The following is a 26,198-nucleotide window of genomic DNA, read 5'->3' on the forward strand; positions in this document are numbered from 1 at the left end:
TTTTCGTTGATTGTACCCCATATCTAAACAAGTTTCCCGAAAATCGACAATTTACTCCCGTATCTGGACAGAATTTCCTGAAAATTGATGATTTACTCCTACATATAGACAGATTTTCCCGAAAAATGATGATTTACTCCCGTATCCGAGCTGTTTTTCATGAAAACGTGAAGAACTACAGGCCTTCCACATAGAGAGCAGCCATTTCTGCACACCGTTCTCCGTCAATTCCCGCCGACACAATACCGCCCGCATAGCCCGCACCCTCACCGCAAGGAAACAGCCCCTGCAAGCGCACGTGCTGCAATGTGGCTCTGTCGCGGATTATCCTTACGGGGCTTGACGTTCTTGTTTCGGCTGCAATCATCACCGCCTCGTTCGTCAGAAAACCGTGGGCATTCTTTCCAAAGACCTTGAATGCCGCCTGCAATCGCTTGCTTACAAAGGCAGGGAACCAGAAATGAAGCGGACTGCTGATAAGCCCGGGGGCGTATGAACTCTTGGGAAGGTCGTAACTCAGACGGCCACTGACAAAGTCTGCCATTCGTTGTGCAGGCGCAGTCTGCTTCATATTCCCCTGCTGCCAACACGTTTTCTCCAATTCTTCTTGAAAACGCATCACGCTCAAAGCATCCTCTTTATCTTCACCAACGATCTTCATGCAATCCTCCGGATGCATCTCTACAACCATACCACTGTTACTCCATGCCGTTCCACGATTGCTCGGACTCATGCCATTGACAACAATCTGCTCTCTATCTGTAGCTGCAGGAATGACAAAACCACCTGGGCACATGCAAAAACTATACACCCCACGACCATCAACTTGCGTCACAAAGGAATATTCTGCAGCCGGAAGATACTTTCCCCGGCCATTCTTATTATGATATTGTATCTGATCTATCAATTCACTCGGGTGTTCCAAACGTACACCAACAGCTATTCCCTTAGCCTCTATCTCAACCTTTGCTTCATTAAGATAGCGATAAACATCACGTGCGCTATGGCCAGTGGCAAGAATAACAGGACCACGAAACTCCAACTGACATTGTTTCTGCAAATCAATAGCCTCAACACCTACTACCCTATTCTCAACCATAAGTAATCGAGTCATCTTTGTCAAGAAATGAACCTCACCACCACTCTTGAGAATAGTATTGCGCATATTCTCTATCACACGAGGCAGTTTGTCAGTGCCAATATGCGGGTGAGCATCAGCCAATATCGACGCAGAAGCCCCATGCTGACAAAACACATTGAGAATCTTTTCCACGCTGCCACGCTTCTTGCTCCGTGTATAAAGTTTACCGTCACTATAAGCACCTGCACCTCCTTCGCCAAAACTATAATTGCTTTGTTCGTCAACTTTCTGCGTTTTCGTAATCAGAGCCAAATCTTTCTTGCGCTCACGTACGTTCTTGCCACGCTCCAAAACTATCGGACGCAGACCTTTTTCTATCAAACGAAGTGCAGCAAAGAGTCCGCCTGGCCCCTCACCAACGACAATAACAGGCTTGCCTCTTTCCACATTTGGGTAGTCCGTACGTACGAATTCCTCTTCTTGTGGAAACTCATTGATGTATGCACGCACTTTCAAGTTGACAAAAATTTGTCGTTGACGCGCATCTATACTACGCTTCAACACCCGCACTTGATAGAGTGTGCGAACGTCAAGACCTTTCTCCTCAGCTATATATTGCTTGATATTCTCTTCTGTGTAGGCCACCTGGGGCAATACACGAATTTGATATTCTTGTGTCATATTTGCAAAGTTACCCAAATTTGATGACAAATAGAAAAATATCATTCATTTTGTTGGTCACAATAATAAATCTTTGTATTTTTGCGCTTAGATTTGATTAAACTGTAAGTTTCATACTGCATTTTGTTATCATTTCCCACTTTTGTATGGTCGGTAAAAGAGAACGAAATATGTAAGAAAGCTATCCGTTTAACACATCTACAGCAAGAAAAGCCACTATTGTTGAGTGGTTGCACAAACCCAAAACTGTTATAAAATGAAAGTATTGAAATTTGGCGGGACATCTGTTGGTTCCGTAAAAAGCATTCTCAGCTTAAAGAAAATCGTAGAGAACGAGGCAAAGAGTGAAGACATTATCGTTGTTGTCAGTGCCCTTGGAGGTATTACCGACAAACTCATTACCACCGCACAATTAGCCCTTAGGCATGATGGAAAATGGAAAGAAGAATTCAACATCATGGTCGATCGTCATCACAAGATGATAGACACCATCATTACCGATACCAAGAAACGTGTTATTTTATTTAATAAAGTAGATGCTCTTTTTGAACAATTGAAGAGCATTTACTTTGGCGTTTACCTCATTCATGACCTCAGTGAAAAGACCGAGAATGCTATTGTGAGCTATGGAGAACAACTTTCAAGTGTCATTGTTGCTACGCTAATCAGAGGAGCAAAATGGTATGAAAGCCGTGATTTCATCAAAACAGAACGGAAAAATAATAAGAATACGCTTGACAGTGAACTAACCAATAAGCTTGTACGAGATACTTTCAGCGATCTTCCACACATATCACTTGTGCCCGGTTTCATCAGTCGAGATCGAGATACTGACGAAACAACGAACCTCGGGCGTGGCGGGAGCGACTACACAGCAGCCATCCTTGCAGCAGCCCTCAATGCAAGTGCATTGGAAATATGGACTGATGTAGACGGTTTTATGACAGCAGATCCCCGTGTTATCAAGTCTGCTTATACCATCAATGAGCTGAGTTACATTGAAGCCATGGAGCTTTGTAACTTCGGTGCAAAGGTCATTTATCCTCCGACGATCTATCCAGTATGCGTAAAAAACATACCTATCAAGGTTAAGAATACCTTTAACCCGAATTATCCCGGCACTACCATTAAAAATAAAATTGATGATGACAACAAACTCATCAAGGGTATCAGTTCCATAAACGGCACAGCACTCATCACGGTTACAGGCTTGTCTATGGTTGGAGTTATCGGAGTAAACCGACGCATTTTCACGGCACTTGCCGATGAAGGTATCAGTGTATTCATGGTTTCTCAAGCCTCTTCAGAGAATTCTACAAGTATCGGTGTCAAGGAAGAAGATGCCGATGAAGCTGTCAAAGTGCTGAATAAAGAGTTTTCTGCAGAGATAGAAGACGGTGCCATGTTTCCTATGCATGCCAAGAAAGGATTGGCAACAGTCGCCATTGTTGGTGACAACATGAAACATGCCGCGGGTATATCGGGAAAGCTTTTCGGCACATTAGGCCGAAGCGGTATAAGCGTTATCGCCTGTGCCCAGGGTGCCAGTGAGACGAATATTTCCTTTGTTGTCAAGAGTGAATATCTTCGGAAGTCTCTTAATGTGCTCCACGATTCTTTCTTCCTCTCTGAATATAAAGTGCTCAATCTATTCATCTGTGGAATTGGAACTGTAGGAAGTAAACTGATAGAACAAATCCGTAAACAATATAATGAACTTAAGGAACGCAATCAGTTGAAGCTGAATGTCGTGGGAATAGCAAGTTCTAAGAATGCAATTTTCAACCGAGACGGACTTAATCTGTCCAACTACCGCGAGACCTTGAAAAGTTCTGAGCCGAGTTCTCCAGAGAAGTTACGCGATCACATTGTGGAGATGAACATTTTCAACAGTGTCTTTGTTGATTGTACAGCAAGCAAGGAGATAGCTTCACTCTATCAAAATTTCCTCGAACATAATATTAGTGTCATTGCAGCTAATAAACTTGCAGCCAGCGGAGAGTATGACAAATATGCACAACTCAAGAAAACTGCCCTCCGCCGTGGTGTCAAATTCAGATTTGAAACCAATGTCGGGGCTGGTCTTCCAATTATTGGAACCATCAACGACCTACGCAATTCGGGGGATAAAATACTGAAAATTGAAGCGGTGTTAAGCGGTACACTTAACTTTATTTTTAATGAAATCAGTGCCACAGTTCCTTTCTCTGAAACTGTCAGAAGAGCCAAAGAGCAGGGCTATAGCGAGCCAGATCCGCGCATAGATCTTAGTGGAACAGATGTTGTCCGCAAGCTCGTTATCTTGGCACGCGAGGCTGGATATCGAGTAGAACAAGCTGATGTAGAGAAGCATCTATTCGTTCCGCAGAAATATTTTGAGGGAAGTGTTGAAGAATTCTGGAAGCGTTTGCCCGACTTGGACACTGATTTTGAAAATAAACGAAAGGCTTTGGAGAAAGAAGATAAGCGTTGGCGTTTTGTAGCAACACTTGATGGAAACCACACAAGCGTAGAACTTAAGGCCATTGATCGAAATCATCCGTTCTATAATCTCGAAGGAAGCAACAACATTGTATTGCTTACCACCGAGCGCTACAAGGAGTATCCAATGTTAATACAAGGCTATGGAGCCGGTGCAAGCGTAACTGCAGCCGGTGTATTTGCCAACATCATGTCTATTGCAAACATTTAATTCCGTATGAAACATATCATCATCTTAGGAGATGGCATGGCCGACCATGCCATTGACCGATTGGGAGGAAAGACACCTCTCCAATACGCAGATACACCATACATGAACTTCCTGGCCAAGCAAGGAAAGACAGGAATGCTCAACACTATACCTGATGGATTTCTCCCCGGTTCTGAAGTTGCCAACACTGCAATCCTGGGTTACGACCTCAATAAGGTCTATGAAGGACGCGGCCCATTAGAAGCTGCCTCCATTGGATATGAGATGCAACCCAATGATATGGCAATACGATGCAACATCATCGAACTGGCAAACGGACGTATCAAGAACCATCACGGAGGGCATCTGACTACAGAAGAAGGCGATCTACTTATTAAGTTCTTAGACAAGGAGCTTGGTAATGACCAAGTGAAGTTCATCACCGGCATTCAATATCGCCATTTACTTGTCATCAAGAATGGCAATAAACACATCACTTGTGCCCCACCACACGATCATCCTAACGAGGAATGGAAACCGCTTCTCGTTAAACCTGAAGAGGGATATACCGAATACAATAGCGACAGAATGACTCCACAGGCTACGGCCGACCTGCTTAATGATCTCATCATCAAGAGCCAATCACTGCTTGCAAACCACCCTTTTAACCGGCAACGCACAGAGAAAGCCAACAGCATCTGGCCTTGGAGCGGAGGTTATCGCCCGTCTATGTCGACGCTGATGCAACGCTATCCGGAGATCAAAAGCGGAAGTGTCATTTCGGCAGTCGACCTCATTCGCGGTATCGGTCACTATGCCGGACTTGATATTATCAAGGTTCCCGGTGCAACCGGACTGGCTAATACCAACTATGAAGGAAAGGCATCAGCAGCTATTGAGGCGCTGAAGAAACAAGATTTCGTGTTTCTACATATAGAAGCAAGTGATGAAGCTGGGCATGACGGAGACCTTGATTTGAAACTCCAGACTATCCGCAATCTTGACGCCCGCATCGTTAAACCCGTCTATGAAGCCGTAAGTGAGTGGGAAGAACCTGTATGTATCGCCCTACTTCCCGATCACCCAACGCCTGTAGAGATACGCACTCACGTCAAAGAACCCGTTCCTTTTGCCATCTGGCACAGAGATATCCAACCCGACAAGGTAACAACCTACGATGAAAAGAGTTGCACTCATGGAGAATATGGACTGCTCTCACTGCAACAGTTTATGGAAACTTTCATGAAAATCAAATAAACAATGAAATATTACAGCACTAACAAAAAGGCACCTACAGCCACGCTTGAAGAGGCTGTCATCAAGGGATTAGCTCCCGACCGTGGGCTATACATGCCTGAACATATCCAAAAACTGCCGGCAACTTTCTTCAACCAAATTGAGAAACTAAGTTTTCAGGAGATAGCTTTCGAAGTATCCAAGGCCTTCTTTGGTGGCGACATTGAGATTGAGGCTTTGCGAAACATCGTCTATGATACGTTATCTTTTGATGTTCCCGCCGTTCACATAGAAGATAATATCTATTCGCTTGAACTCTTCCATGGCCCCACGTTAGCTTTTAAAGATGTTGGAGCTCGCTTCATGGCCCGCTTGCTTCAGTATTTCATTCAACGCGAAGGCCAACAGCAAATCAACGTTCTCGTGGCAACAAGTGGCGACACCGGATCGGCCGTTGCCAACGGTTTTCTTGGTGTCAACGGTATCCATGTCTATGTACTCTACCCTAAAGACAAGGTGAGTCATATACAGGAAAGCCAGTTTACCACCTTAGGTCAAAACATCACTGCACTGGAAGTAGATGGCGTATTTGATGATTGTCAGGCTATGATCAAGCAGGCTTTCATGGATGAAACACTCAATCATCACATGAAACTCACCTCTGCCAACAGCATCAATGTGGCTCGTTTTCTTCCACAGGCATTCTATTACTTCTATGCATATGCCCAACTTAAACGGTTAGGTAAGGCCGACAAACTGGTAATATCAGTTCCAAGTGGAAATTTCGGGAACCTCTGTGCCGGACTCTTCGCCTATAAAATGGGACTTCCCGTCAATAGGTTTATTGCTGCAAACAATGCCAATGATGTCTTCTTCCATTATTTAAGAACCGGTGAATATATGCCTCAACCCAGCAAACAGACCTTGGCTAATGCCATGGATGTAGGCAATCCTTCAAACTTCGCCCGCATCTATACGCTGTTCAATGGCAGTCATCAGGCTATTACTGAACTCATCAGCGGAGCGACTTACACTGATGACATGATACGCAAAACCATGCAAGAATGCTATGCATCAACAGATTATATTCTCGATCCTCATGGTGCCTGTGGCTATAAGGCACTGAAAGAACAGTTGCAACCAAGAGAAACCGGCCTCTTTCTTGAAACGGCACATCCTGCAAAATTCAAGGATAAAGTAGATGAAATCTTGTCTACAGAGATTGCTGTTCCAGAGCGTTTGGCAGCCTTCATGAAAGGAACAAAGCAAAGCATTCCTATGGATAAGCAGTTCGAAACATTCAAGCAGTTCCTTATGGACACATAAAAGCCAAGCCCTGAACATTGCTTTCATGGATTAAAGTCAATCGGCTTCTCTTGCAGATTGGCTTTAATTCGTTTTCCAATATGCTGTCATACGCACTACATTTCCATTTATCGTCTGTGCCAAACATATCAACTTCGCCCGCATAATTCCTGTAAACCAATTATGTGTTAATTCTATTCAAATATATTTACGATTGCCCTCACATATCTCGTCTATTTGAAACGAGTCTCTCCTACACGCTCGAAAAGAGGTGTTTTTCAATAAATCGTAACATACTCACAATCAACACATTACGAAATATAAAGCAAATTACAGAATGAAATCACGCTGAAAAATCATGCAATTTGCATCAAATTACGCCATAACTTGCACCAGTTTGTCCCATGTTTTGAGTCAAATAGCCATGTAATCTGCATCAAATTACAATGCAAAACGAATGGAATTGCAAACAGAGAGCATTGGAATCGAAAAATAACACTCACTTTTCCTATTCTTCTTTTCTGTTTAGTGAAGATTTTAAGTGTTAAAAACATGGTGATATCTTTACAAATTCAAGAAGGTATCTGATGTTAAAACATCTCTTTTATACAGTGGTTATGAAAATATATTTCTACGCAGAACCCCAATTTTCTCATTGAAGTATAAAGATGCCTTGCTTCTTCTTATGCAACCAATCAAAGGCACTTATAAAGCTACTGAAACCACATTATAAAGCCATATTATACGATATAATTGCGAAATTAGCAGGCTGTACATCGTAAATACAAAGTTTTTTGATTACCTTTGCACCAGATTTCATTTATAAGGTAAAAGACAAAATGATAACATTAACCAATCTTGCTATCCAATTTGGAAAGAGAGTGCTTTACAAAGACGTAAATATCAAGTTTACCCGTGGCAACATCTATGGTGTCATTGGAGCCAATGGCGCAGGTAAGTCAACCCTGCTGCGTGCCATAAGTGGCGACTTGGAACCCAACCATGGAAGTGTAGAGCTCGGGCCGGGCGAACGTCTTTCTGTTTTGGAGCAAGATCACTTCAAATACGATGAGTATCGTGTTATGGACACGGTACTCATGGGACATCAGCCTCTTTGGGAGAACATGAAAGAGCGAGAACGCCTCTATTCAAAGGCAGAAATGACCGAAGAAGACGGTAATCGCGCAGCAGAATTGGAAGAGAAATTTGCTGAAATGAATGGTTGGGAAGCAGAAAGTGAGGCTGCCCAACTGTTGCAGAACTTAGGAGTTAAGGAAGAATTACACCAGAAAATGGTAAGCGAACTGAGCAATACAGAGAAAGTTCGCGTGATGTTGGCAAAGGCCTTGTTTGGTAAACCGGATAATCTTCTGCTTGATGAGCCTACCAATGACCTTGATCTGGACACCGTTGAATGGCTTGAAGACTATTTAGGAGAAATTGATGAAAGCCAGACTGTACTCGTTGTGAGCCACGACCGACACTTCCTTGATGCGGTTTCTACACAGACGATTGACATTGATTATGGTAAAGTTACCGTTTTTTCCGGTAACTATTCATTCTGGTATGAGAGTTCACAGCTGGCACTTCGTCAGGCACAGAACCAGAAACTGAAAGCTGAAGAGAAAAAGAAACAGTTGGAAGAATTTATCCGTCGTTTCTCTGCCAACGTTGCCAAGAGCAAGCAGACTACATCAAGAAAGAAGATGCTTGAAAAGCTGAATATTGAAGAGATCAAGCCATCAAGCCGTAAATATCCAGGCATCATTTTCCAGATGGAACGTGAACCCGGCAACCAAATTCTTGAAGTTGAGGGATTGAAAGCTGTTGATACTGATGGCACTGTGCTTTTTGATAATATCAATTTCAATATTGAAAAGGGGCAGAAAGTTGTTTTTCTGAGCCACAACCCTAAAGCCATGACAGCACTTTTCGAAATCATCAATGGTAATCGTGAGGCTGATGCCGGAACTTATAAATGGGGAGTAACCATTACAACGGCTTATCTCCCACTTGACAACACAGAGTTCTTCAACAGCGACTTGAACTTGGTAGATTGGTTAGGGCAATATGGTGTAGGTAATGAGGTCATGATGAAAGGCTACTTAGGCAGAATGCTATTCAGTGGCGAAGAAGTACTGAAAAAGGTCAATGTACTTTCGGGAGGCGAGAAGATGCGTTGTATGATTGCCCGCATGCAACTGCAGAATGCCAATTGCCTAATCCTCGATACACCCACCAACCACCTTGACTTGGAAAGTATTCAAGCCTTCAATAACAACTTGACACTCTTCAAAGGCAACATTCTTTTCTCAAGTCATGACCACGAATTCATTGAAACTGTGGCCGACAGGATTATTGAATTGACACCTAATGGAGCGATTGACAAATTGATGCCTTACGATGAATACATTCACGATGAGACCATCAAGGAACAGAAAGCAAAGATGTATTGCTAAACCATATCATGCCTGAAAGCTGTAAAGCAGTTATCAATTGCGATATATGTCTGCTGCTTTCAGGCATTGTTTTGGCATGCTTTTTGCAATAACTCACAGAAAATTAGATATGATGAAAAAAGAAGAAGACATAAAGCAAGACGTAAACATGTCAGCTGAAAAATCAGAGAACACTGCATCAGAACATGCTCAGACAGAACAGGAAACTGTCAATGAGACAGAGAAAGAACCTGAAGAAGAAAGTGCAGGCAAGGAGGAAAAGGATCCGATGGAAGCTCTGAAAGAAGAAAACAGCAAACTTAAAGAGCAACTGTTACGTACGATTGCGGAGTTTGACAACTTCAGAAAGCGTACCAATAAAGAGAAAGCCGAACTCCTTCTGAATGGCGGAAGAAAAACTGTTACAAGCATTCTGCCCATACTTGACGACTTCGAGCGTGCACTGAGTGACAAGAGTGAAGATGCTGTTGCCATTAAAAAAGGTATGCAGATGATTTTCAATAAATTTATAAAGACCCTTGAAAGCATGGGAGTAAAGAAGATTGAGACTGACGAAGCAGACTTCAATACCGACTTTCATGAGGCTATAGCCATGGTTCCGGGTATGGGTGACGACAAGAAAGGGAAAGTAATTGATTGCGTTCAAACAGGCTATACAATGAACGATCAAGTAATCAGACACGCAAAAGTAGCTGTAGGACAATAATAAGGCAGAACAGATTATGGCTGAGAAGAGAGATTACTACGAGGTACTTGGTGTTGAGAAAACTGCCACTGACAATGAAATAAAAATGGCTTATCGCAAGATAGCCATCAAATTTCATCCTGACAGAAACCCTGGGAACAAAGAAGCTGAAGAGAAATTCAAAGAAGCTGCTGAAGCTTACGATGTGCTCCGAGATCCACAGAAACGTCAACAATATGACCAGTTTGGGTTCAATGGGCCTCAAGGCGCAGGCGGATTTGGTGGAGGTTTCAGCGGAGGTATGGACATGGATGATATATTCTCTATGTTCGGAGATATCTTCGGAGGTCATAGTGGAGGCTTCGGTGGATTTGGAGGTTTTGGCAATGGGGGTGGCTCACGACAGCCCCAATATCGTGGTGCAGACCTTCGACTGAAGGTTAGTCTCACTTTAAAGGAGATTGCTACAGGCGTAACTAAGAAATTCAAGGTACGAAAAGATGTAGAATGTAAACATTGTCATGGCAGTGGTGCAGAGGCAGGAAGCAGTAGTGAGACTTGTCCTAAATGTGGTGGACGTGGTGTTGTCATGAAAACCGTACGCACTATGCTTGGCATGATGCAGACACAAACAGAGTGTCCCGAATGTCATGGCGAAGGAACTATCATCAAAAACAAGTGTAAGGAATGTGGTGGTACTGGAGTTGTTAAGGGTGAAGAAGTCGTTGAGATCCAGATTCCGGCAGGCGTTGCACAAGGAATGGTTGTCAATGTTCCCGGAAAGGGTAATGCAGGTATGCGCAATGGCGTCACAGGCAATATTCAAGTTCTGATTGAAGAAGAGCCTAATGACACCTTTGTTAGAGATGGACAGGACGTGATTTACAACCTCCTACTCGACTTCCCGACTGCTGCTCTTGGTGGTGAAGTAGAGATACCTACTATCCAAGGTACCCAAGTCAAGATTAAAATTGACGCAGGAACACAGCCTGGAAAAACGCTACGTCTACGTGGTAAGGGACTTCCTGCCGTACAAGGATATGGTAACGGAATGGGCGATTTGGTTGTTAACATCAGTGTTTACATCCCTAAGACACTTGATAAAGACGAGAAAATAGCCATTGAAAAATTCAAGAATAGTGATAATTTCAAAGGGGATATAACAACCAAACAGACTATCTTCCAGAAATTTAAGAACTATTTCAATTGAGATGATGAATTATAAAGAGACCACAGAATATCTTTTCAATAGCACCCCTGTTTTCGAACATGTGGGTGCTTCTGCATATAAAGAGGGGCTACATAATATACAAGTTTTGGACGAGCACTTTGGATTTCCTCATCGTTTATACAAGACTATCCACGTAGCAGGCACAAACGGTAAAGGATCTTGTTCACATTCACTGGCTTCAATGCTGCAAAAGAAAGGCTATAAAGTGGGACTTTACACCTCTCCTCACATTATAGATTTCCGAGAACGAATAAGAGTTAATGGCCAATGTATCAGTGAAAAGGCCGTTATTGATTTTGTAGAAAAAGAACGAAACTTTTTTGAACCACTCCATCCAAGCTTCTTTGAACTTACAACAGCATTAGCTTTCAAATATTTTGCTGAGCAAAAGGTTGATATTGCTGTTATCGAAGTGGGATTAGGAGGACGGCTTGACTCTACTAATATCATAACTCCCATCTTATCAATCATTACGAATATCAGTTTTGATCATACACAGTTTCTCGGCAATACACTGCCTCAAATCGCATATGAAAAGGCTGGTATTATCAAGAAAGGTATTCCAGTAATTATCGGAGAGTACACCAAAGAAACACGACCTATATTCGAAAGCAAAGCAAAAGAAAAGAGCTGTCCGATATGTTTTGCACAAGATAATCAAGAAATCATCTATAGTGAAGCTGATAAAACAGGCGGACGAACATACAAAACAACACACTTTGGTTCTTTTCATGCCGAACTTGCAGGTGATTATCAAGTTAAGAACATGAATACTCTGCTGAATGCGGTCAATGTGTTAAAAGCGCAAGGCATTGATTTAAGCGATGAAATCTGTGCCTTAGACCATGTTACAACATTGACACATTTAATAGGTCGGTGGATGGAAGTGAACCGTTTACCGAAAGCTATATGCGATACAGGGCATAATGTTGGTGGATGGCAATATTTAGTTCCACAGATAAAGGCACAACCTTGCAAACAACTTAGAATTGTGTTCGGTATGGTTGACGACAAAGATATTGATACGGTGATGGGTATGCTCCCTAAACAGGCTATTTATTATTGGACACAAGCAACCACTAAGCGAGCAGTACCTGCAGACAAAGTTTCAGATAAAGCCTTGCTGTATGGTTTGAGTGGCCATATATACAAGAGTGTAAAGGAAGCCTATAGTCATGCACTTGCAGAGGCTGACAATGCAGACTTCATATTTATAGGTGGTTCAAGTTATATTGTTGCAGATTTGCTTTCCTCTGTTGAAAAATAATCAAAAAAGGAATAAGTTTTTTACTTTTTCATTTGGGAAACTCGTTATTTTTTATTTACTTTGCAATAAATATATCAGTAACTAAAAACTTAAAGATATTATGAACACAGTTCCAAATGAAAACATTTGTGGTCTGAAACGTGAGGATTTTCAGACCACAGTGAACGGAAAGAAAACCGATTTATTTATCCTTCGCAACGCCTTGGGAAACGAAGTCGCTATAACCAATTATGGCGGTGCAGTAGTAGCCATCATGGTTCCAGACAGAGAGGGGAACTATGCCAATGTTATCCAAGGTCATGATAATATCAATGATGTTATCAACTCCCCAGAACCGTATCTAAGTCGACTGATAGGACGATACGGTAACCGTATTGCTAACGGGAGATTTCAACTTCATGGCAAGGAATATTACTTGCCTATAAACAATGGTCCAAACTCTTTGCATGGTGGAAAGAAAGGCTTTAATGTCAAGGTTTGGGATGCAGAGCTGATGAATAATCAGTCTCTTGTGCTCCATTACGTTTCATCTTATGGTGAAGAAGGTTTCTCCGGAGAACTTAAGACTACAGTTATCTATACATTTAATGATGATAATGAATTCATTATAGATTATTTAGCGTGCACCAATAAAAAAACGATTATCAACTTAACTCACCACGCTTTCTTCTCATTAACAGGTATAGCCAACCCCACTCCAACGGTTGACAATCTTGAATGTGAAATCAATGCAGACTTCTATTTACCAATAGACTCAACCAGTATACCTACAGGTGAAATCCTCAAAGTTGAGGGCACTCCATTTGACTTCCGCAAACCTGTAGCAATTGGCAAACGAATCAATGACGACGACAATGAGCAACTGAAGAATGGTTCTGGCTATGATCATTGCTACGTACTTAACAAAAAGGAAGAAGGAGAACTGAGTTTCGCCGTTAAAGTCACAGAACCCAACAGTGGCCGTACAATGGAAATGTACACTACAGAACCTGGTGTTCAACTCTATACTGGTAACTTTGAAGATGGCATGAAAGGCACGCATGGAGCAACTTATCCTCGTCGCTCTGCTGTTTGCTTTGAAGCTCAGCACTTCCCTGACAGTCCAAACCGTCCCTATTTCCCATCTGTTGTGCTAAATCCAGGGGAACAATATAAGCAAAAAACTATCTACAAATTCGGAGTAGACAAATAATTCACATAAATCAATGGAAAAAAACACTAAACAACAAGGAAACATCATTGCCATTATTACAATGATGTTTCTCTTTGCGATGATTTCTTTCGTTACAAACCTCGCAGCTCCTATTGGTGTAATCTGGAAAAACGTGTTCGACGGAACAGGTAGTGAGAACATGATAGGTATGCTGGGCAATGCGATGAATTTCCTCGCTTACCTCTTCATGGGTATTCCTGCTGGCAAGTTACTCACCAAGATTGGCTACAAGAATACAGCTTTGACTGGTATTGCAACAGGCTTTGTAGGCGTACTTATTCAGTTTATTTCAGGCAAATTTGGTGCTGATATCAGTGGCTTTGCCGTCTATCTGTTCGGTGCATTCATCAGCGGTTTTGCTGTATGTATTCTCAACACGGTGGTTAATCCCATGCTGAACCTGCTTGGTGGTGGTGGTAATCGTGGTAATCAGCTGAACCTCATTGGAGGCACGCTCAACTCTTTATCTGGAACCTTGACTCCTATGTTGGTCGGTGCCCTTATTGGAACAGTTACAGCTACGACGAAGATGGCCGATGTTAATTTAGTCCTCTTCATTGCTTTAGGCGTATTCGCTACAGCCTTTATCGTACTTATGTTCATTCCTATTGCAGACCCGGAAATGGGCAAGACGACAAGCAAGACCGTCTTTGAACATAGCCCATGGGCCTTCCGTCACTTCGTACTTGGCACCATCGCCATCTTTGTTTATGTCGGTGTTGAGGTTGGCATCCCTGGAACATTAAACTTTTACATCAGTGATACATCAGCGAAGGGTGCTGGATTATTAGAGAATGCTGCCGCTATCGGAGGCTTTGTTGCCGGTACCTACTGGTTCCTTATGCTGGTTGGCCGCTTCATCGGCAGCTTCATTGGCGGTAGGGTTTCAAGCCGTTCGATGATGATAATCACAACCGTTGCAGGAATGATACTCATCATTCTGGCCATGATTCTCGGTAAATCGACAACAGTTTCTATGCCGGTATTCACCGGTACATCATTCAAGATGGTTATTGTTCCTATTGCAGCCCTATTGTTAGTGCTTTGCGGTTTATGCACATCTATCATGTGGAGTTGCATTTTCAATCTTGCAACAGAAGGTCTTGGGAAATACTCAGCAGCTGCATCCGGCATCTTTATGATGATGGTTGTTGGCGGAGGTCTACTACCATTGCTACAGAACTTCATTGCTGATTATTCATCATATATGTTCTCTTACATTGTTCCTCTCATTGCATTAGCTTTCATGTGCTTCTATGCTGTGATTGGAAGCAAGAATGTCAACAAGGATATCCCCGTAGACTAATATCTAATCAAAGCTCTCATATTGTAAAGTCAAGATGAGAGCTTTATACTTTTACCCCTCAAAAGCAATCTAAAATCTATTAAATTATGGATATTGAAAAAGTAAGAAGTCGCTTCATCAAGCATTTTGATGGCAAGACAGGAAGCATCTATATGTCTCCAGGAAGAATCAATCTTATTGGTGAGCACACCGACTACAATGGTGGTTTTGTATTTCCCGGAGCTGTAGATAAAGGTATCATGGCTGAAATTCGCCCTAATGGAACCGAAACCGTCATGCTCTATTCTATTGACCTCAAGGATCGTGTTGAATTCAAAGTCAACGACCCACAAGGACCTCGTGCAAGCTGGGCACGCTATATTTATGGTGTTGTACAGGAAATGAAGAGCCTTGGTGTTGATGTCAAAGGCTTTAATGCAGCTTTCTATGGTGACGTTCCTTTGGGGGCAGGTATGTCTTCGAGTGCAGCACTTGAAAGTTGTTTTGCTTTCGCTCTGAACGATCTTTTTGGTGACAATAAAGTTTCAAAATGGGATATGGTACTTGCCGGACAAGCTACCGAACACAAATATATCGGTGTAAACTGCGGTATCATGGACCAGTTTGCAAGCGTCTTCGGCCAGGAAGGTAAACTGATGCGTTTGGACTGCCGCAGCCGTGAATTCGAATATTTCCCATTCAATCCACAAGGATATCGACTTGTTCTCGTAAATTCAAAGGTAAAGCATGAACTTGCAGGAAGCCCCTATAACGATCGTCGCAACAGCTGTGAGAATGTGGTAAAGCACATTGCTGCCAAACATCCGGAGGCTAAATTTGAAACACTTCGTGACTGTACATGGGACCAATTGGAAGAGGTTAGAGCCGAAGTCGGCGAAGAAGATTACAAGCGTGCACATTTTGTTCTCGGCGAGAAAGACCGCGTACTTGCTGTCTGCGATGCACTTGAGAAAGGCGATTACGAAACCGTTGGGCAGAAGATGTTCGAGACTCATGAAGGTCTGAGCAAAGAATATGAAGTATCTTGTGAAGAACTTGACTTCCTCAATGACATCGCAAGAGAAAATGGCGTGACAGGAAGTCGTATCATGGGTGGCGGTTTTGGAGGTTGCACCATTAATCTTGTCAAAGATGAACTCTATGACAAGTTCATCGCCGATGCCAAAGTTAAGTTCGCAGCCAAGTATGGTCATGAGCCGGAAGTCTATCCAGTTGTGATTAGCGAAGGTTCACACAAAGTGTGCTAATCCCCATACTTTACTTCTAAAAAAAAAAGGGGGGACATCATAATGATGCCCTCCTTTCGTGTAAATAAGATAAGAGGATATACCTCAATTTCTATTATAAATAGGTATTCCCTACAACAAACGACATCTCGACTTCAGAGGATTGACAATTTTAGTTCATATCAAAGAGGGATGCAATATGCATCAAATCACCCTGCAATCTGCGTCATCTTACGTGGTAAACTGACGCAGATTACCGCGTAACTAAAGCCAAATTACAAAGCTGTATGAGGCATATTATTCATAAAGATCGATAAAATGATTATTTCGACTCTGTTCAGCAATCATTCAAGCCCTTAAAATATAATATTTAAAAGTGTAGAATTCATGTTCTTTGTATTTATAGAAAATGTTATAAGAAAGATCGAGGAAAACTATAATTCCATTCCCATTATATTCTTCCAATATTGAATTCATACAGCAATCTTTCAGACTAAACCAAACTAATAAACTCCTCTCATCACCCAAATAGCACCAAACAATACAAATAAAGCCTTGATTAACAGCAGCACAAGAAACAAAATTCCAATTCCAAGTAACACTCTTGCCAGCATTCTCCGCTGTGCCATTTCTACTAAAAATGCAAAGGCAGAAACAAGAAAAAGAAAGTAACCGCCGAAGATACCAAATAGCCAAAGAAACGGAACTGCCGCCATCCAAGGGGCTGAATAAGGCTGTCCTGCAGGATGATTCATGACAAGCACATAGCTGACAACGGCTATTACGAAGCAAAATATATTACAGAAATAGATGTATCTGAACAATTGTTTTCGATGCACATACGCCATGATTGCCAAAAGAATTGTCAAGACTAAAGGCACATAAAGCCTAAATAAAATATAGTCATCGTGTAACATGATTACTTTATCTAAGTTTTTTATTCTTTAATTCTATAATAATAACAAGGTTCATTAAATTCTATTCACCACTTGATATTCTTGAGCAGTAATGATTAATGTTTTTAATTCATTTCTCTAAACCCATTCTCAAAACAATGAGGAATATAGTTAGAAGAATGTTTGCTTTACTTGGAAAACGGACAAACTCACCCAGTATTGTGCAGAATTCTGTATTTTATTAGGTTGAAAGCTTGTTGGAAAACAAAAATCAAAAGCTGCCGTTATCTCAAGTACAGAATAGTGATTTTCTAACTAAAGTGCATCCCCTTGTCGGATATTATGCTCTTTCATATAACGATGAAGAAGGTTAGTGAATTCATAGTTCTTCAGGCCCCACTTCGGTGCTATCAACAGATGGGCAGGCGACTGACTGACGAAACGTTCCAGCACAAGCGAGGGACGGAGATGCGAAATATAGGTCGCAACGAGCTTGATATAGTCATCTACAGAATAAACAGGGAAGGGATTGCGGAGATATTCGGCAGCCAACTGCGTGCCACGAATAATCTGCATCTGATGTATTTTCAGGATATCAAGAGGCAAGGAAGATATTATCTCTGCCTGACGGATGCTTTCATCAGCATCTTCCCCCGGCAGTCCAAGAATAACATGAGCACCACACAAAATGCCGCGTGCATGTGTTTTCTCAACAGCTAAGCGGCAACAAGCAAAATCATGTCCACGATTTATCCTCTTCAACGTAATATCATTAGCACTTTCAATGCCATATTCGATCAGCACAAACGTGTGTCTCTGCAAAGCAGCAAGATAGTCGAGCAATTCATCGTTGATGCAATCGGGCCGAGTACCTATGACTATTCCTACAATATCTTCCACCTGAAGCGCCTCTTCATAGCGTGCTTTCAGCTGTTCCAGCGGGGCATAAGTGTTGGAAAAAGCTTGGAAATAGGCTAAGAATTTCATGTCAGGATATTTATGGGAAAAGAAGCGTTTGCCTTCTTCCAATTGTTGGGAAACGCGCTTATGACGGTCACAATAGTTTGGATTAAAAGTTCGGTTATCGCAATACGTGCACCCACCTAAACCGATTTTCCCGTCACGATTGGGACAGGAAAAGCCTGCATCAATACTTAATTTCTGGACTCTGAACGGGAATTTCGCTCTAATCCACGAAGAAAAATCATTGTAAAAAGCATTCATCACATGCAAAGTTATGAAAAAAGCAGGCAAACGGCAAACGGTTTTCAGGGCTTTTTCGTAACTTTGTCAACATAACATTAAATTTTCACCAATATGAACAAACTATTTGTTATGTGCATAATGATGCTTTTAGCCACATCAAATGTATCAGCTGACAATAAGATTACACTGAAAGATGTTACGGGAAAAACATTCACTCCTAAATATATCACAGGTGTTGATCCCATAAAAGGAACCGACCGATATGCCAGCATAAGCAACGACGGCAGACAGATTATTGAATATGCTTTTAAGACAGGTAATCAGACACGTGTGCTTTTTGACATTGCCAACACACATGGGGAAAGCATCAAACAACTCGACGGATACACGCTTTCTCCCGATGGAAAGCGCATGCTTATACAGACAAATACACACAAAATCTATCGCCGTTCGTTCACGGCTGACTATTATATTTACACCATTCAGAGCAGGAAACTTGAAAAACTCTCGACAGGTGGACCACAACAGATACCTACATGGTCACCCGACGGCAATCAGATTGCTTTCGTCAGAGATAATAATATCTTTCTCGTAAAACTGCTCTATGATAATGCAGAGAGCCAAATTACAAAGGATGGCAAGTTTAATGAAATCATCAATGGAGTTCCCGATTGGGTTTATGAGGAAGAGTTTTCAACCAATCGCTCGCTCTGTTTCACTGCAGACAGCCGTATGTTATGTTGGATAAAATATGATGAAAGAAAGGTAAAAGAGTATTCTTTGCAGCTCTTTATGGGCAGCCACCCTACCATGAAAGCGAATGAGGTTTATCCGGGAACCTATACTTATAAATATCCTAAAGCTGGAGAAGACAACTCGATCGTATCCGTGTGGAGCTATGAAATACAGACTCACAAGACTAACCGCCTGCAAGTGCCTCTTGAAGGTGACGGATACATACCCAGAATAAAGTCAACCAACGATGCTAACCGCATTATCGTATTCACCATGAACCGTCATCAAGACGTACTTAATCTCTATGCAGTCAATCCTCGCACTACTCTTTCACAGCTACTTATCAAGGAACAAGGAGATAAATACGTGAAAGAAGAGGCCATGGAAGGCATCGCTATCGGGCAGAACAGCATTCTGCATCCAAGCGACCGCGACGGTTACATGCACCTCTATCTCTATAATATGAATGGTAGTCTCATCCGTAAAATCGGTGACGGGAACTATGACATCACGAGCATTTATGGCTATGATGAGACGACAGGAGATGTATATTATCAGGCAGCAGGTATCAATCCACACGACCGCCAAGTGTTTGTCAGCCACAAGACCGGTAAAACAGAACGGCTTACGGATACAAATGGTTGGAATAAGGCCATTTTCTCAGGTGACTACAAATATTTCCTTAACACATGGAGCAACTATAATACGCCCTACGTATTTACTATTCGCGACAACAAAGGCAAGGTGCTTTCAACTCCTGTAGATAATAAAGAACTCAAAGAAAAAGTAAAAACATACAGCTTTAATGGTCGAGAAACTTTCTCATTCACTACTTCTGAAGGTGTGAAGCTTGATGGTTGGATGGTTAAACCTAAAGATTTTGATACCAATAAAAAGTATCCTGTCATCCTTTTTCAATACAGTGGACCAGGAAGTCAACAGGTAATCGATGCATGGAATGCAGGTTCTATGGGCAACGGTGGAGCTTTCGACTACTATCTTGCACAGCAAGGTTTCATCGTAGTCTGTGTTGATGGGCGAGGTACAGGCGGGCGAGGTGCAGCGTTTGAGAAATGCACTTATCTAAGAATTGGTGAACTTGAGTCACGCGATCAGATTGAAACAGCATTATGGTTGGGCAAGCAAAGCTACATTGATAAGGAGCGTATAGGCATTTGGGGCTGGAGTTTTGGTGGTTTTAACACCTTGATGAGCATGAGCGAAGGACGCCCTGTGTTCAAAGCAGGTGTGGCAGTTGCGCCACCAACCAATTGGAGATACTATGACACTATCTATACAGAGCGCTACATGCGCACACCAAAAGAAAATGGAAGTGGCTATGCCACCAACCCCATTCAGCGTGCGAATGCTCTTCATGGCGCCCTGCTTATATGCCATGGCATGGCTGATGACAATGTGCAGCCACAGAATACAATGGAATATACAGAAGCTTTGATACAGGCAGATAAGGATTTTAAGGAGAACATCTATACCAACCGAAATCATGGTATCTATGGTGGCAACACGCGCACCCACTTATTACGCCAGATTTCCAACTGGTTTATTGAGCATTTAAAATAAAGAAATACATATAAATAGCATTCGCCCCGACACACAACAAAAGAGGACTTGCATCTTTATAAAACAGGAACATATGGTTGCCTCCATTTGTTCCTGTTACTTTAAAAACATTACTAATAAAATCCCCTGCCCTATTTGCGGGGCAAACATCAAGCAAAATTGAAGATAATTTCAAAAAAAGCACGAAAAAGTTTTGGATGTATAAGAAACTTTTCATACCTTTGCACCGCATTTAAGAATAATGCTTGGCGTATCGGATACAATCCATCAATGGAAGGATGGGTGAGTGGCTGAAACCAGCAGTTTGCTAAACTGCCGTACGAGTTCTCGTACCGGGGGTTCGAATCCCCCTCCTTCCGCACGCAAAGTTTTAAGAGAATGCAAGCTAACTGGTCGGTTCATCTAACGGTTAGGATACAAGATTCTCAATCTTGGCATACGAGTTCGATTCTCGTACCGACTACAATAGAGTCCTGCAAATCACAGATTTGTGGGACTTTTTGCTTTAAGAAAGTTCGCATATGGAGTCAATCAAAGAAATATTTCGAATAGGTAAAGGCCCTTCGAGCAGTCACACTATGGGTCCACAGAAAGCTGCAAAAATATTCACAGAGCGCCACCAAGATGCTTCTTCGTTTCAAGTAATCCTCTATGGCTCGCTGGCTGCAACAGGAAAAGGACATATGACAGACATCGCTATCGAAGAAGTTATGCGCCCAACAGCACCTGTTGAAATCATATGGCAACCGCAAACATTCCTCCCCTTCCACCCCAATGGCATGAAATTCATTGCTCTGGATATTGACGAGAAACCCTTAGACGAATGGACTGTATATAGTATTGGGGGCGGTGCCCTGTCTGAAGGTAAGGGTATTAGTGACTATTTTGCAACCCAAGAAGTTTATCCTCTCAATTCACTTCACGACATCATGAAGTGGTGTAACGATAACGGATGCAGCTATTGGGAATACGTAAAGAAGTATGAAGACAATGATATCTGGGACTATCTACTAAACGTTTGGGAGGTTATGAAGCAGTCGGTAAAAGCAGGGTTGGCGCATGAAGGAGTTCTTCCCGGCCCACTCCACCTGCCAAGAAAGGCTGCAACCTACTATGTAAAAGCCAGTGGTTACAAGCCATCCCTGCAGAGTCGCGGACTAGTCTATTCATATGCACTGGCTGTTAGTGAGGAAAATGCCTCTGGGGGCACTATTGTCACAGCACCAACCTGCGGGGCCTGTGGAGTTGTTCCAGCGGTTTTATATCACTTATACAAATCACACAACTTCAGCAATGAGCGTATTGCACGTGCCTTGGCCACTGCGGGACTCTTCGGAAGCATTGTCAAGAAGAATGCATCTATCAGCGGTGCTGAGGTAGGATGCCAAGGAGAAGTAGGTGTAGCCTGTGCAATGGCATCCGCTGCAAGCTGTCAACTCTTCGGTGGAAGTCCCTCACAGATAGAATATTCTGCCGAAATGGGCTTGGAACACCATTTGGGAATGACCTGCGATCCTGTCTGCGGACTCGTTCAGATCCCATGTATCGAACGGAATGCCTTTGCAGCAACCCGTGCACTTGATGCCCAACTATACGCTTCTTTTGGCGATGGAAGCCACCGTGTAAGCTTCGACCGCGTGGTCAACGTGATGAAACAAACTGGTCATGACTTACCTTCTCTCTACAAAGAGACCAGTGAGGGTGGCCTTGCCAAAGGCTATAATCTGGAATAAAGAAGATCTTTTTCCATATGAAAACAAGGAGAAAGCCTTATTAATATAGGAAGGGAAAGCAATAAAACCAAGTGATGTTTGCTTTCCCTTTTTACATTTAATATGTTATCTAACCTCTGTTCGAAATAAGCAATTGGAACTATTACAAACAAAGATTAATCTCCAGAGAATGTAATTCATATCAGTTTGCATGGCAACTTGACATAGATTACACTGCATTTTGACGCAAGTTACATGGTAACTTGAGGCAGATTGCACGATGATTTGACGCAAAACATAAAGTTACTTGAGTCATAACACATAATGACATGATAATCAAAAACTTGAAAGCTGTTGTAAAACGAAGCGCATGTTGAGGAAAGAATACGCAAGTATGGCTTTGTTTGAGATTTACAACTTAATCTTCAAAGAGGCCTTACTGTCTATGAGTAGAAATATGAAAAAGCCACATCCGACTTTGTAAAAAGTCAGACATGGCTTATATTTTCAAACTCCTTCTTTTACAAGAACGGGGTTCTCAGAATTGGCATTGCGGAGACTACTTGAAAAATCTCTTATAAAGACCGGCGAAACCAGCTGCATGGCGAGCCTCATCCTTAGCCATTTCGTGGATAGTGTCATGGAGAGTGTCGTTGCCTTCAGCCTTAGCCTTCTTTGCAAACTCAAACTTTTCAGCACATGCACCCTGTTCAGCTGCAATACGAGCTTCAAGGTTTGCCTTTGTATCGGCAAGCACTTCACCTAACAGTTCTGCATAACGGCTTGCGTGGTTAGCCTCTTCGTAAGCATAATGTTCATAGGCACGGGCAATCTCAGGATAGCCTTCTCGATCAGCTTGGCGTGCCATAGCAAGATACATACCAACCTCACTGCACTCGCCTGCAAATGTTTCCTTGCAATGCTGAATCAATTCTTCAGAAACGCCTTCTTTGTAAGCTGCGCCAAGATAATGAACGGTTGCAAACTTCAATTCGCCGTCAGTAGCCTCCATTTCCTTAAACTTACTCTTGTCAGCCTTACAGATTGGACACTGCTCCGGAGCCTCAGTACCTTCATGAATATAACCACATACCGTACAAATAAATTTCTTCTTCATAATGTTTTTGTTTTTTAATTTTACGTGTTTTGTATTACCATTAATCCTGTTCTTGTTTGCAAAGATAGCGCAAAACATGCTAAAAGCAAAATACTTCGCCTGTAAACATCAAATGTTTAAGCTTTTTTCACCATATATCTTTAGCGATATATCTTCGCCTGCCCATATAACGTCATTTTCAAACTCTTGTCAGACAGTTCTTTTGTCCCTTTCCACTGGCCATCCATGACAAGCACATGATAGGTTCCTTTCGCTGGCTTATGGGAGAGAGCACTGTCTAAAGAAAAGTAATTGCCTCGCCCACGAGTTGAAACGACAGCATCATAATGCCTGATATAAGGCTTCAATTCCGGTATCTGTTCACCTATGGCTTCTGCCAATGCATTAGCAACCGTAAAGGCACCATATATATTATAATGTGTATTGTCTTTCCTTCCTTGCGGGATGGAAGCACTTTCTCCCGGCTTCAGCCATACGTGTAACTTCCTACTTCCGACAACACCATGACGTTGTTCTATTTGAGAAGTAATGGCATTAGCATCAATATAGCATACCTTCAGCTTTTGGGCAACTCGTCGTGCAACCCAACGATAGGCACCATGAGTGTCGACAAGAGTGTCACTATTTGTCTGTTCGTCTCCATAGGCCACAGTTCTCAACTTTTCATCGTCAATGATTCTGTCAGGCAGCTTATAAAAACACCTACGTGCAACAGGGCTCATCAATATAGGAACTGCCCCTTTTGCTTTGGTTTCCAGAGCATAGCGTTCAAGATTTTCTGCAAAAGTTGTATTCGGTTCTGTGTGCCGTTCTACGTCAGGTTTTGAGTCATTATGCCCAAATTGAATAATTACATAGTCACCAGGCTTCAGGCTTTCAAGTATTTTCTGCCACCGTCCTTCATCACGAAAACTCTTGCTCGATCTGCCATTGACTGCATGATTGCTCACGATAACATCCTCCGTAAAGCACCCTTGCAACATCATCCCCCACCCTCTTTCTGGATTTCCAAGCGGATTATTCTTCTCTGCCGCAGTTGAATCACCAATAATATAAACAACAGGTTTATGCTTATCGGTTGCTATCAAAACAACAAGTAAGAATGCAATTAAGAAATAAAGAGAGTGTTTCATATGACAATTATTAAGTAGTTAGATTATATTTATAAAGGGTAGAAATAGTCTCTGCCATTTCTACCCTATTAAAGTTTTACTTAGAAACAGTAGCAATCAGCTCATCAATTGTAATCAATGTCTGTTCGCCTGTCTGCATATCCTTCAGCATAAGCTTTCCTTCATTGATTTCATTTTCACCTGCAAGCACCACGTAAGGAATATTCTTGGCATTTGCATAGCTCATTTGCTTTTTCATCTTTGCCTTGTCTGGGAATATTTCCGTACGAATACCAGCCTTTCGAGCCTTGGCAACAAAAGGAAGACAATAAGCAGTCTCTTTCTCACCAAAGTTGATAAATAAGACTTGTGTAGCATTAACTGCCTCTTTGGGATAGAGGTCGAGTGCATTCAAAACATCATAAATTCGGTCTGCACCAAACGAGATACCGACACCACTCAAGCCCGGCATGCCGAAGATACCTGTAAGATTATCGTAACGACCACCACCTGTGATACTTCCCATTGGTGTATCAAGTGCTTTCACCTCAAAGATAGCTCCCGTATAGTAGTTGAGTCCACGGGCCAGTGTCAAATCGAGTTGTATTTCGTTGTTCAATCCTGTAACCTTCAAGGCATCAAGGATGAACTTCGTTTCTTCAACACCTTTCAGTCCTACATCAGAACCTTCAAGCACTTTAGCAATGGTATTGAGTTTATTCTCATTCGTTCCTTCCAAAGAAATGATAGGCTGAAGCTTCTCTATAGCCTCGTCACTGATACCATCAGCCTTCAGCTCTGCATTGACATTATCGAGACCTATTTTGTCGAGTTTATCAATAGCGACTGTTATATCAACGATCTTGTCAGCTTCTCCGATAACCTCAGCAATGCCCGTAAGTATCTTTCGGTTATTAATCTTTATCTGAACTCTTACACCGAATTTCGTAAAGACAGTGTCAACAATCTGCATCAGTTCAACCTCGTTCAACAAGGAATCAGAACCAACAACATCTGCATCACACTGGTAGAATTCACGATAACGTCCTTTCTGTGGACGGTCTGCACGCCACACAGGTTGTATCTGATAGCGTTTGAAGGGCAATTGAAGTTCTTCACGGTGCATCACAACATAGCGCGCAAAAGGAACTGTCAAATCATAACGAAGTCCTTTCTCACATAGTTTTGAGGCCAAGTGAAGCGGATTACGTTCGCTTAGCTCTTCATCTGTAACCTTATTCAGATAATCACCGGAATTCAGTATTTTGAAAAGCAGTTTATCACCTTCTTCACCATACTTTCCCATGAGCGTCTGTAAGGTTTCCATTGCAGGCGTTTCTATCTGCTGAAAACCATAAAGGGCATAAACATCCTTTATAGTATTGAAAATATAATTTCTTTTTGCCATTTCCTCCGGCCCGAAATCCCGGGTTCCCTTTGGAATGGAAGGTTTTTGTGCCATATATTCTTCTATTTTT

At 42.2% G+C, this 26,198-nt stretch carries 18 protein-coding genes and 2 tRNA genes; 14 read left to right on the forward strand and 6 right to left on the reverse strand.

The genetic code is table 11. The features are described from left to right. Positions 1 to 175: 175 nt before the first annotated feature. Positions 176 to 1,762 carry an NAD(P)/FAD-dependent oxidoreductase gene (locus EL210_RS07935; RefSeq protein ID WP_018920386.1) on the reverse strand — a complete coding sequence of 529 codons (1,587 nt, stop codon included), beginning with the start codon at positions 1,760 to 1,762 and terminating at the stop codon, positions 176 to 178. 256 nt (positions 1,763 to 2,018) lie between these two features. On the opposite strand from EL210_RS07935, the gene thrA reads away from it, so the two are divergent. The 10 genes from thrA (at position 2,019) to galK (ending at position 16,382) form a co-directional block, all read left to right on the forward strand. Further along, positions 2,019 to 4,454 carry a bifunctional aspartate kinase/homoserine dehydrogenase I gene (thrA, locus tag EL210_RS07940; protein ID WP_018920387.1) on the forward strand — a complete coding sequence of 812 codons (2,436 nt, stop codon included), beginning with the start codon at positions 2,019 to 2,021 and terminating at the stop codon, positions 4,452 to 4,454. Between the two features lie 6 nt (positions 4,455 to 4,460). Then, positions 4,461 to 5,690 carry a cofactor-independent phosphoglycerate mutase gene (locus EL210_RS07945; protein WP_018920388.1) on the forward strand — a complete coding sequence of 410 codons (1,230 nt, stop codon included), beginning with the start codon at positions 4,461 to 4,463 and terminating at the stop codon, positions 5,688 to 5,690. 3 nt (positions 5,691 to 5,693) lie between these two features. Next, the gene (thrC, locus tag EL210_RS07950; protein WP_018920389.1) at positions 5,694 to 6,995 is read left to right on the forward strand and encodes a threonine synthase; all 1,302 of its coding nucleotides are present in this window, start codon (positions 5,694 to 5,696) and stop codon (positions 6,993 to 6,995) included. An 818-nt stretch (positions 6,996 to 7,813) separates the two neighbouring features. Continuing rightward, positions 7,814 to 9,433, forward strand: coding sequence for an ABC-F family ATP-binding cassette domain-containing protein (locus EL210_RS07960; RefSeq protein WP_018920390.1), 1,620 nt, complete (start codon positions 7,814 to 7,816; stop codon positions 9,431 to 9,433). Between the two features lie 109 nt (positions 9,434 to 9,542). Further along, positions 9,543 to 10,139: a nucleotide exchange factor GrpE gene (locus EL210_RS07965; RefSeq protein ID WP_018920391.1), complete on the forward strand. Its 597-nt coding sequence runs from the start codon at positions 9,543 to 9,545 to the stop codon at positions 10,137 to 10,139. A 16-nt stretch (positions 10,140 to 10,155) separates the two neighbouring features. Then, positions 10,156 to 11,328 carry a molecular chaperone DnaJ gene (dnaJ, locus tag EL210_RS07970; protein ID WP_004375023.1) on the forward strand — a complete coding sequence of 391 codons (1,173 nt, stop codon included), beginning with the start codon at positions 10,156 to 10,158 and terminating at the stop codon, positions 11,326 to 11,328. A gap of 1 nt (position 11,329) precedes the next feature. Then, entirely contained in the window at positions 11,330 to 12,616 is a 1,287-nt protein-coding gene (locus EL210_RS07975; RefSeq protein WP_018920392.1) for a bifunctional folylpolyglutamate synthase/dihydrofolate synthase, read from the forward strand. Positions 12,617 to 12,716: 100 nt separating this feature from the next. Further along, on the forward strand, positions 12,717 to 13,808 hold the full coding sequence (locus EL210_RS07980; protein ID WP_004376375.1) for an aldose epimerase family protein: 1,092 nt from the start codon (positions 12,717 to 12,719) through the stop codon (positions 13,806 to 13,808). A gap of 13 nt (positions 13,809 to 13,821) precedes the next feature. Continuing rightward, on the forward strand, positions 13,822 to 15,135 hold the full coding sequence (locus tag EL210_RS07985; protein WP_004376376.1) for an MFS transporter: 1,314 nt from the start codon (positions 13,822 to 13,824) through the stop codon (positions 15,133 to 15,135). An 86-nt stretch (positions 15,136 to 15,221) separates the two neighbouring features. After that, positions 15,222 to 16,382 (forward strand): galactokinase, encoded by a 1,161-nt coding sequence (galK, locus tag EL210_RS07990; protein WP_018920393.1) that lies wholly within the window; start codon positions 15,222 to 15,224, stop codon positions 16,380 to 16,382. 482 nt (positions 16,383 to 16,864) lie between these two features. Here galK and EL210_RS13800 read toward each other — a convergent pair whose 3' ends face one another. Then, the gene (locus EL210_RS13800) at positions 16,865 to 17,278 is read right to left on the reverse strand and encodes a hypothetical protein (protein WP_232000303.1); all 414 of its coding nucleotides are present in this window, start codon (positions 17,276 to 17,278) and stop codon (positions 16,865 to 16,867) included. A gap of 294 nt (positions 17,279 to 17,572) precedes the next feature. After that, positions 17,573 to 18,481, reverse strand: coding sequence for a TIGR01212 family radical SAM protein (locus EL210_RS08000; protein WP_018920394.1), 909 nt, complete (start codon positions 18,479 to 18,481; stop codon positions 17,573 to 17,575). Between the two features lie 93 nt (positions 18,482 to 18,574). On the opposite strand from EL210_RS08000, the gene EL210_RS08005 reads away from it, so the two are divergent. The 4 genes from EL210_RS08005 (at position 18,575) to EL210_RS08025 (ending at position 22,512) form a co-directional block, all read left to right on the forward strand. Continuing rightward, the gene (locus EL210_RS08005) at positions 18,575 to 20,779 is read left to right on the forward strand and encodes a S9 family peptidase (protein WP_018920395.1); all 2,205 of its coding nucleotides are present in this window, start codon (positions 18,575 to 18,577) and stop codon (positions 20,777 to 20,779) included. 272 nt (positions 20,780 to 21,051) lie between these two features. Then, positions 21,052 to 21,138: transfer RNA gene (locus EL210_RS08015), tRNA-Ser, on the forward strand. A 32-nt stretch (positions 21,139 to 21,170) separates the two neighbouring features. After that, a tRNA-Glu gene (locus EL210_RS08020) sits at positions 21,171 to 21,242 on the forward strand. Between the two features lie 58 nt (positions 21,243 to 21,300). After that, positions 21,301 to 22,512: an L-serine ammonia-lyase gene (locus EL210_RS08025; RefSeq protein WP_018920397.1), complete on the forward strand. Its 1,212-nt coding sequence runs from the start codon at positions 21,301 to 21,303 to the stop codon at positions 22,510 to 22,512. Between the two features lie 538 nt (positions 22,513 to 23,050). On the opposite strand, the gene EL210_RS08030 is transcribed toward EL210_RS08025, so the two are convergent. The 3 genes from EL210_RS08030 to hisS form a co-directional block, all read right to left on the reverse strand. Then, a complete protein-coding gene (locus tag EL210_RS08030; RefSeq protein WP_026285948.1) occupies positions 23,051 to 23,608 on the reverse strand; it encodes an NADH peroxidase in 558 nt (185 codons plus the stop codon). Positions 23,609 to 23,748: 140 nt separating this feature from the next. Further along, complete coding sequence (locus EL210_RS08035) at positions 23,749 to 24,741, reverse strand: rhamnogalacturonan acetylesterase (protein ID WP_018920399.1); 993 nt, start codon at positions 24,739 to 24,741, stop codon at positions 23,749 to 23,751. Positions 24,742 to 24,817: 76 nt separating this feature from the next. Further along, a complete protein-coding gene (gene hisS / locus EL210_RS08040; protein ID WP_018920400.1) occupies positions 24,818 to 26,182 on the reverse strand; it encodes a histidine--tRNA ligase in 1,365 nt (454 codons plus the stop codon). Positions 26,183 to 26,198: the final 16 nt, after the last annotated feature.

The sequence above is a fragment of the Segatella oris genome (assembly GCF_900637655.1).
GTDB lineage: Bacteria > Bacteroidota > Bacteroidia > Bacteroidales > Bacteroidaceae > Prevotella > Prevotella oris.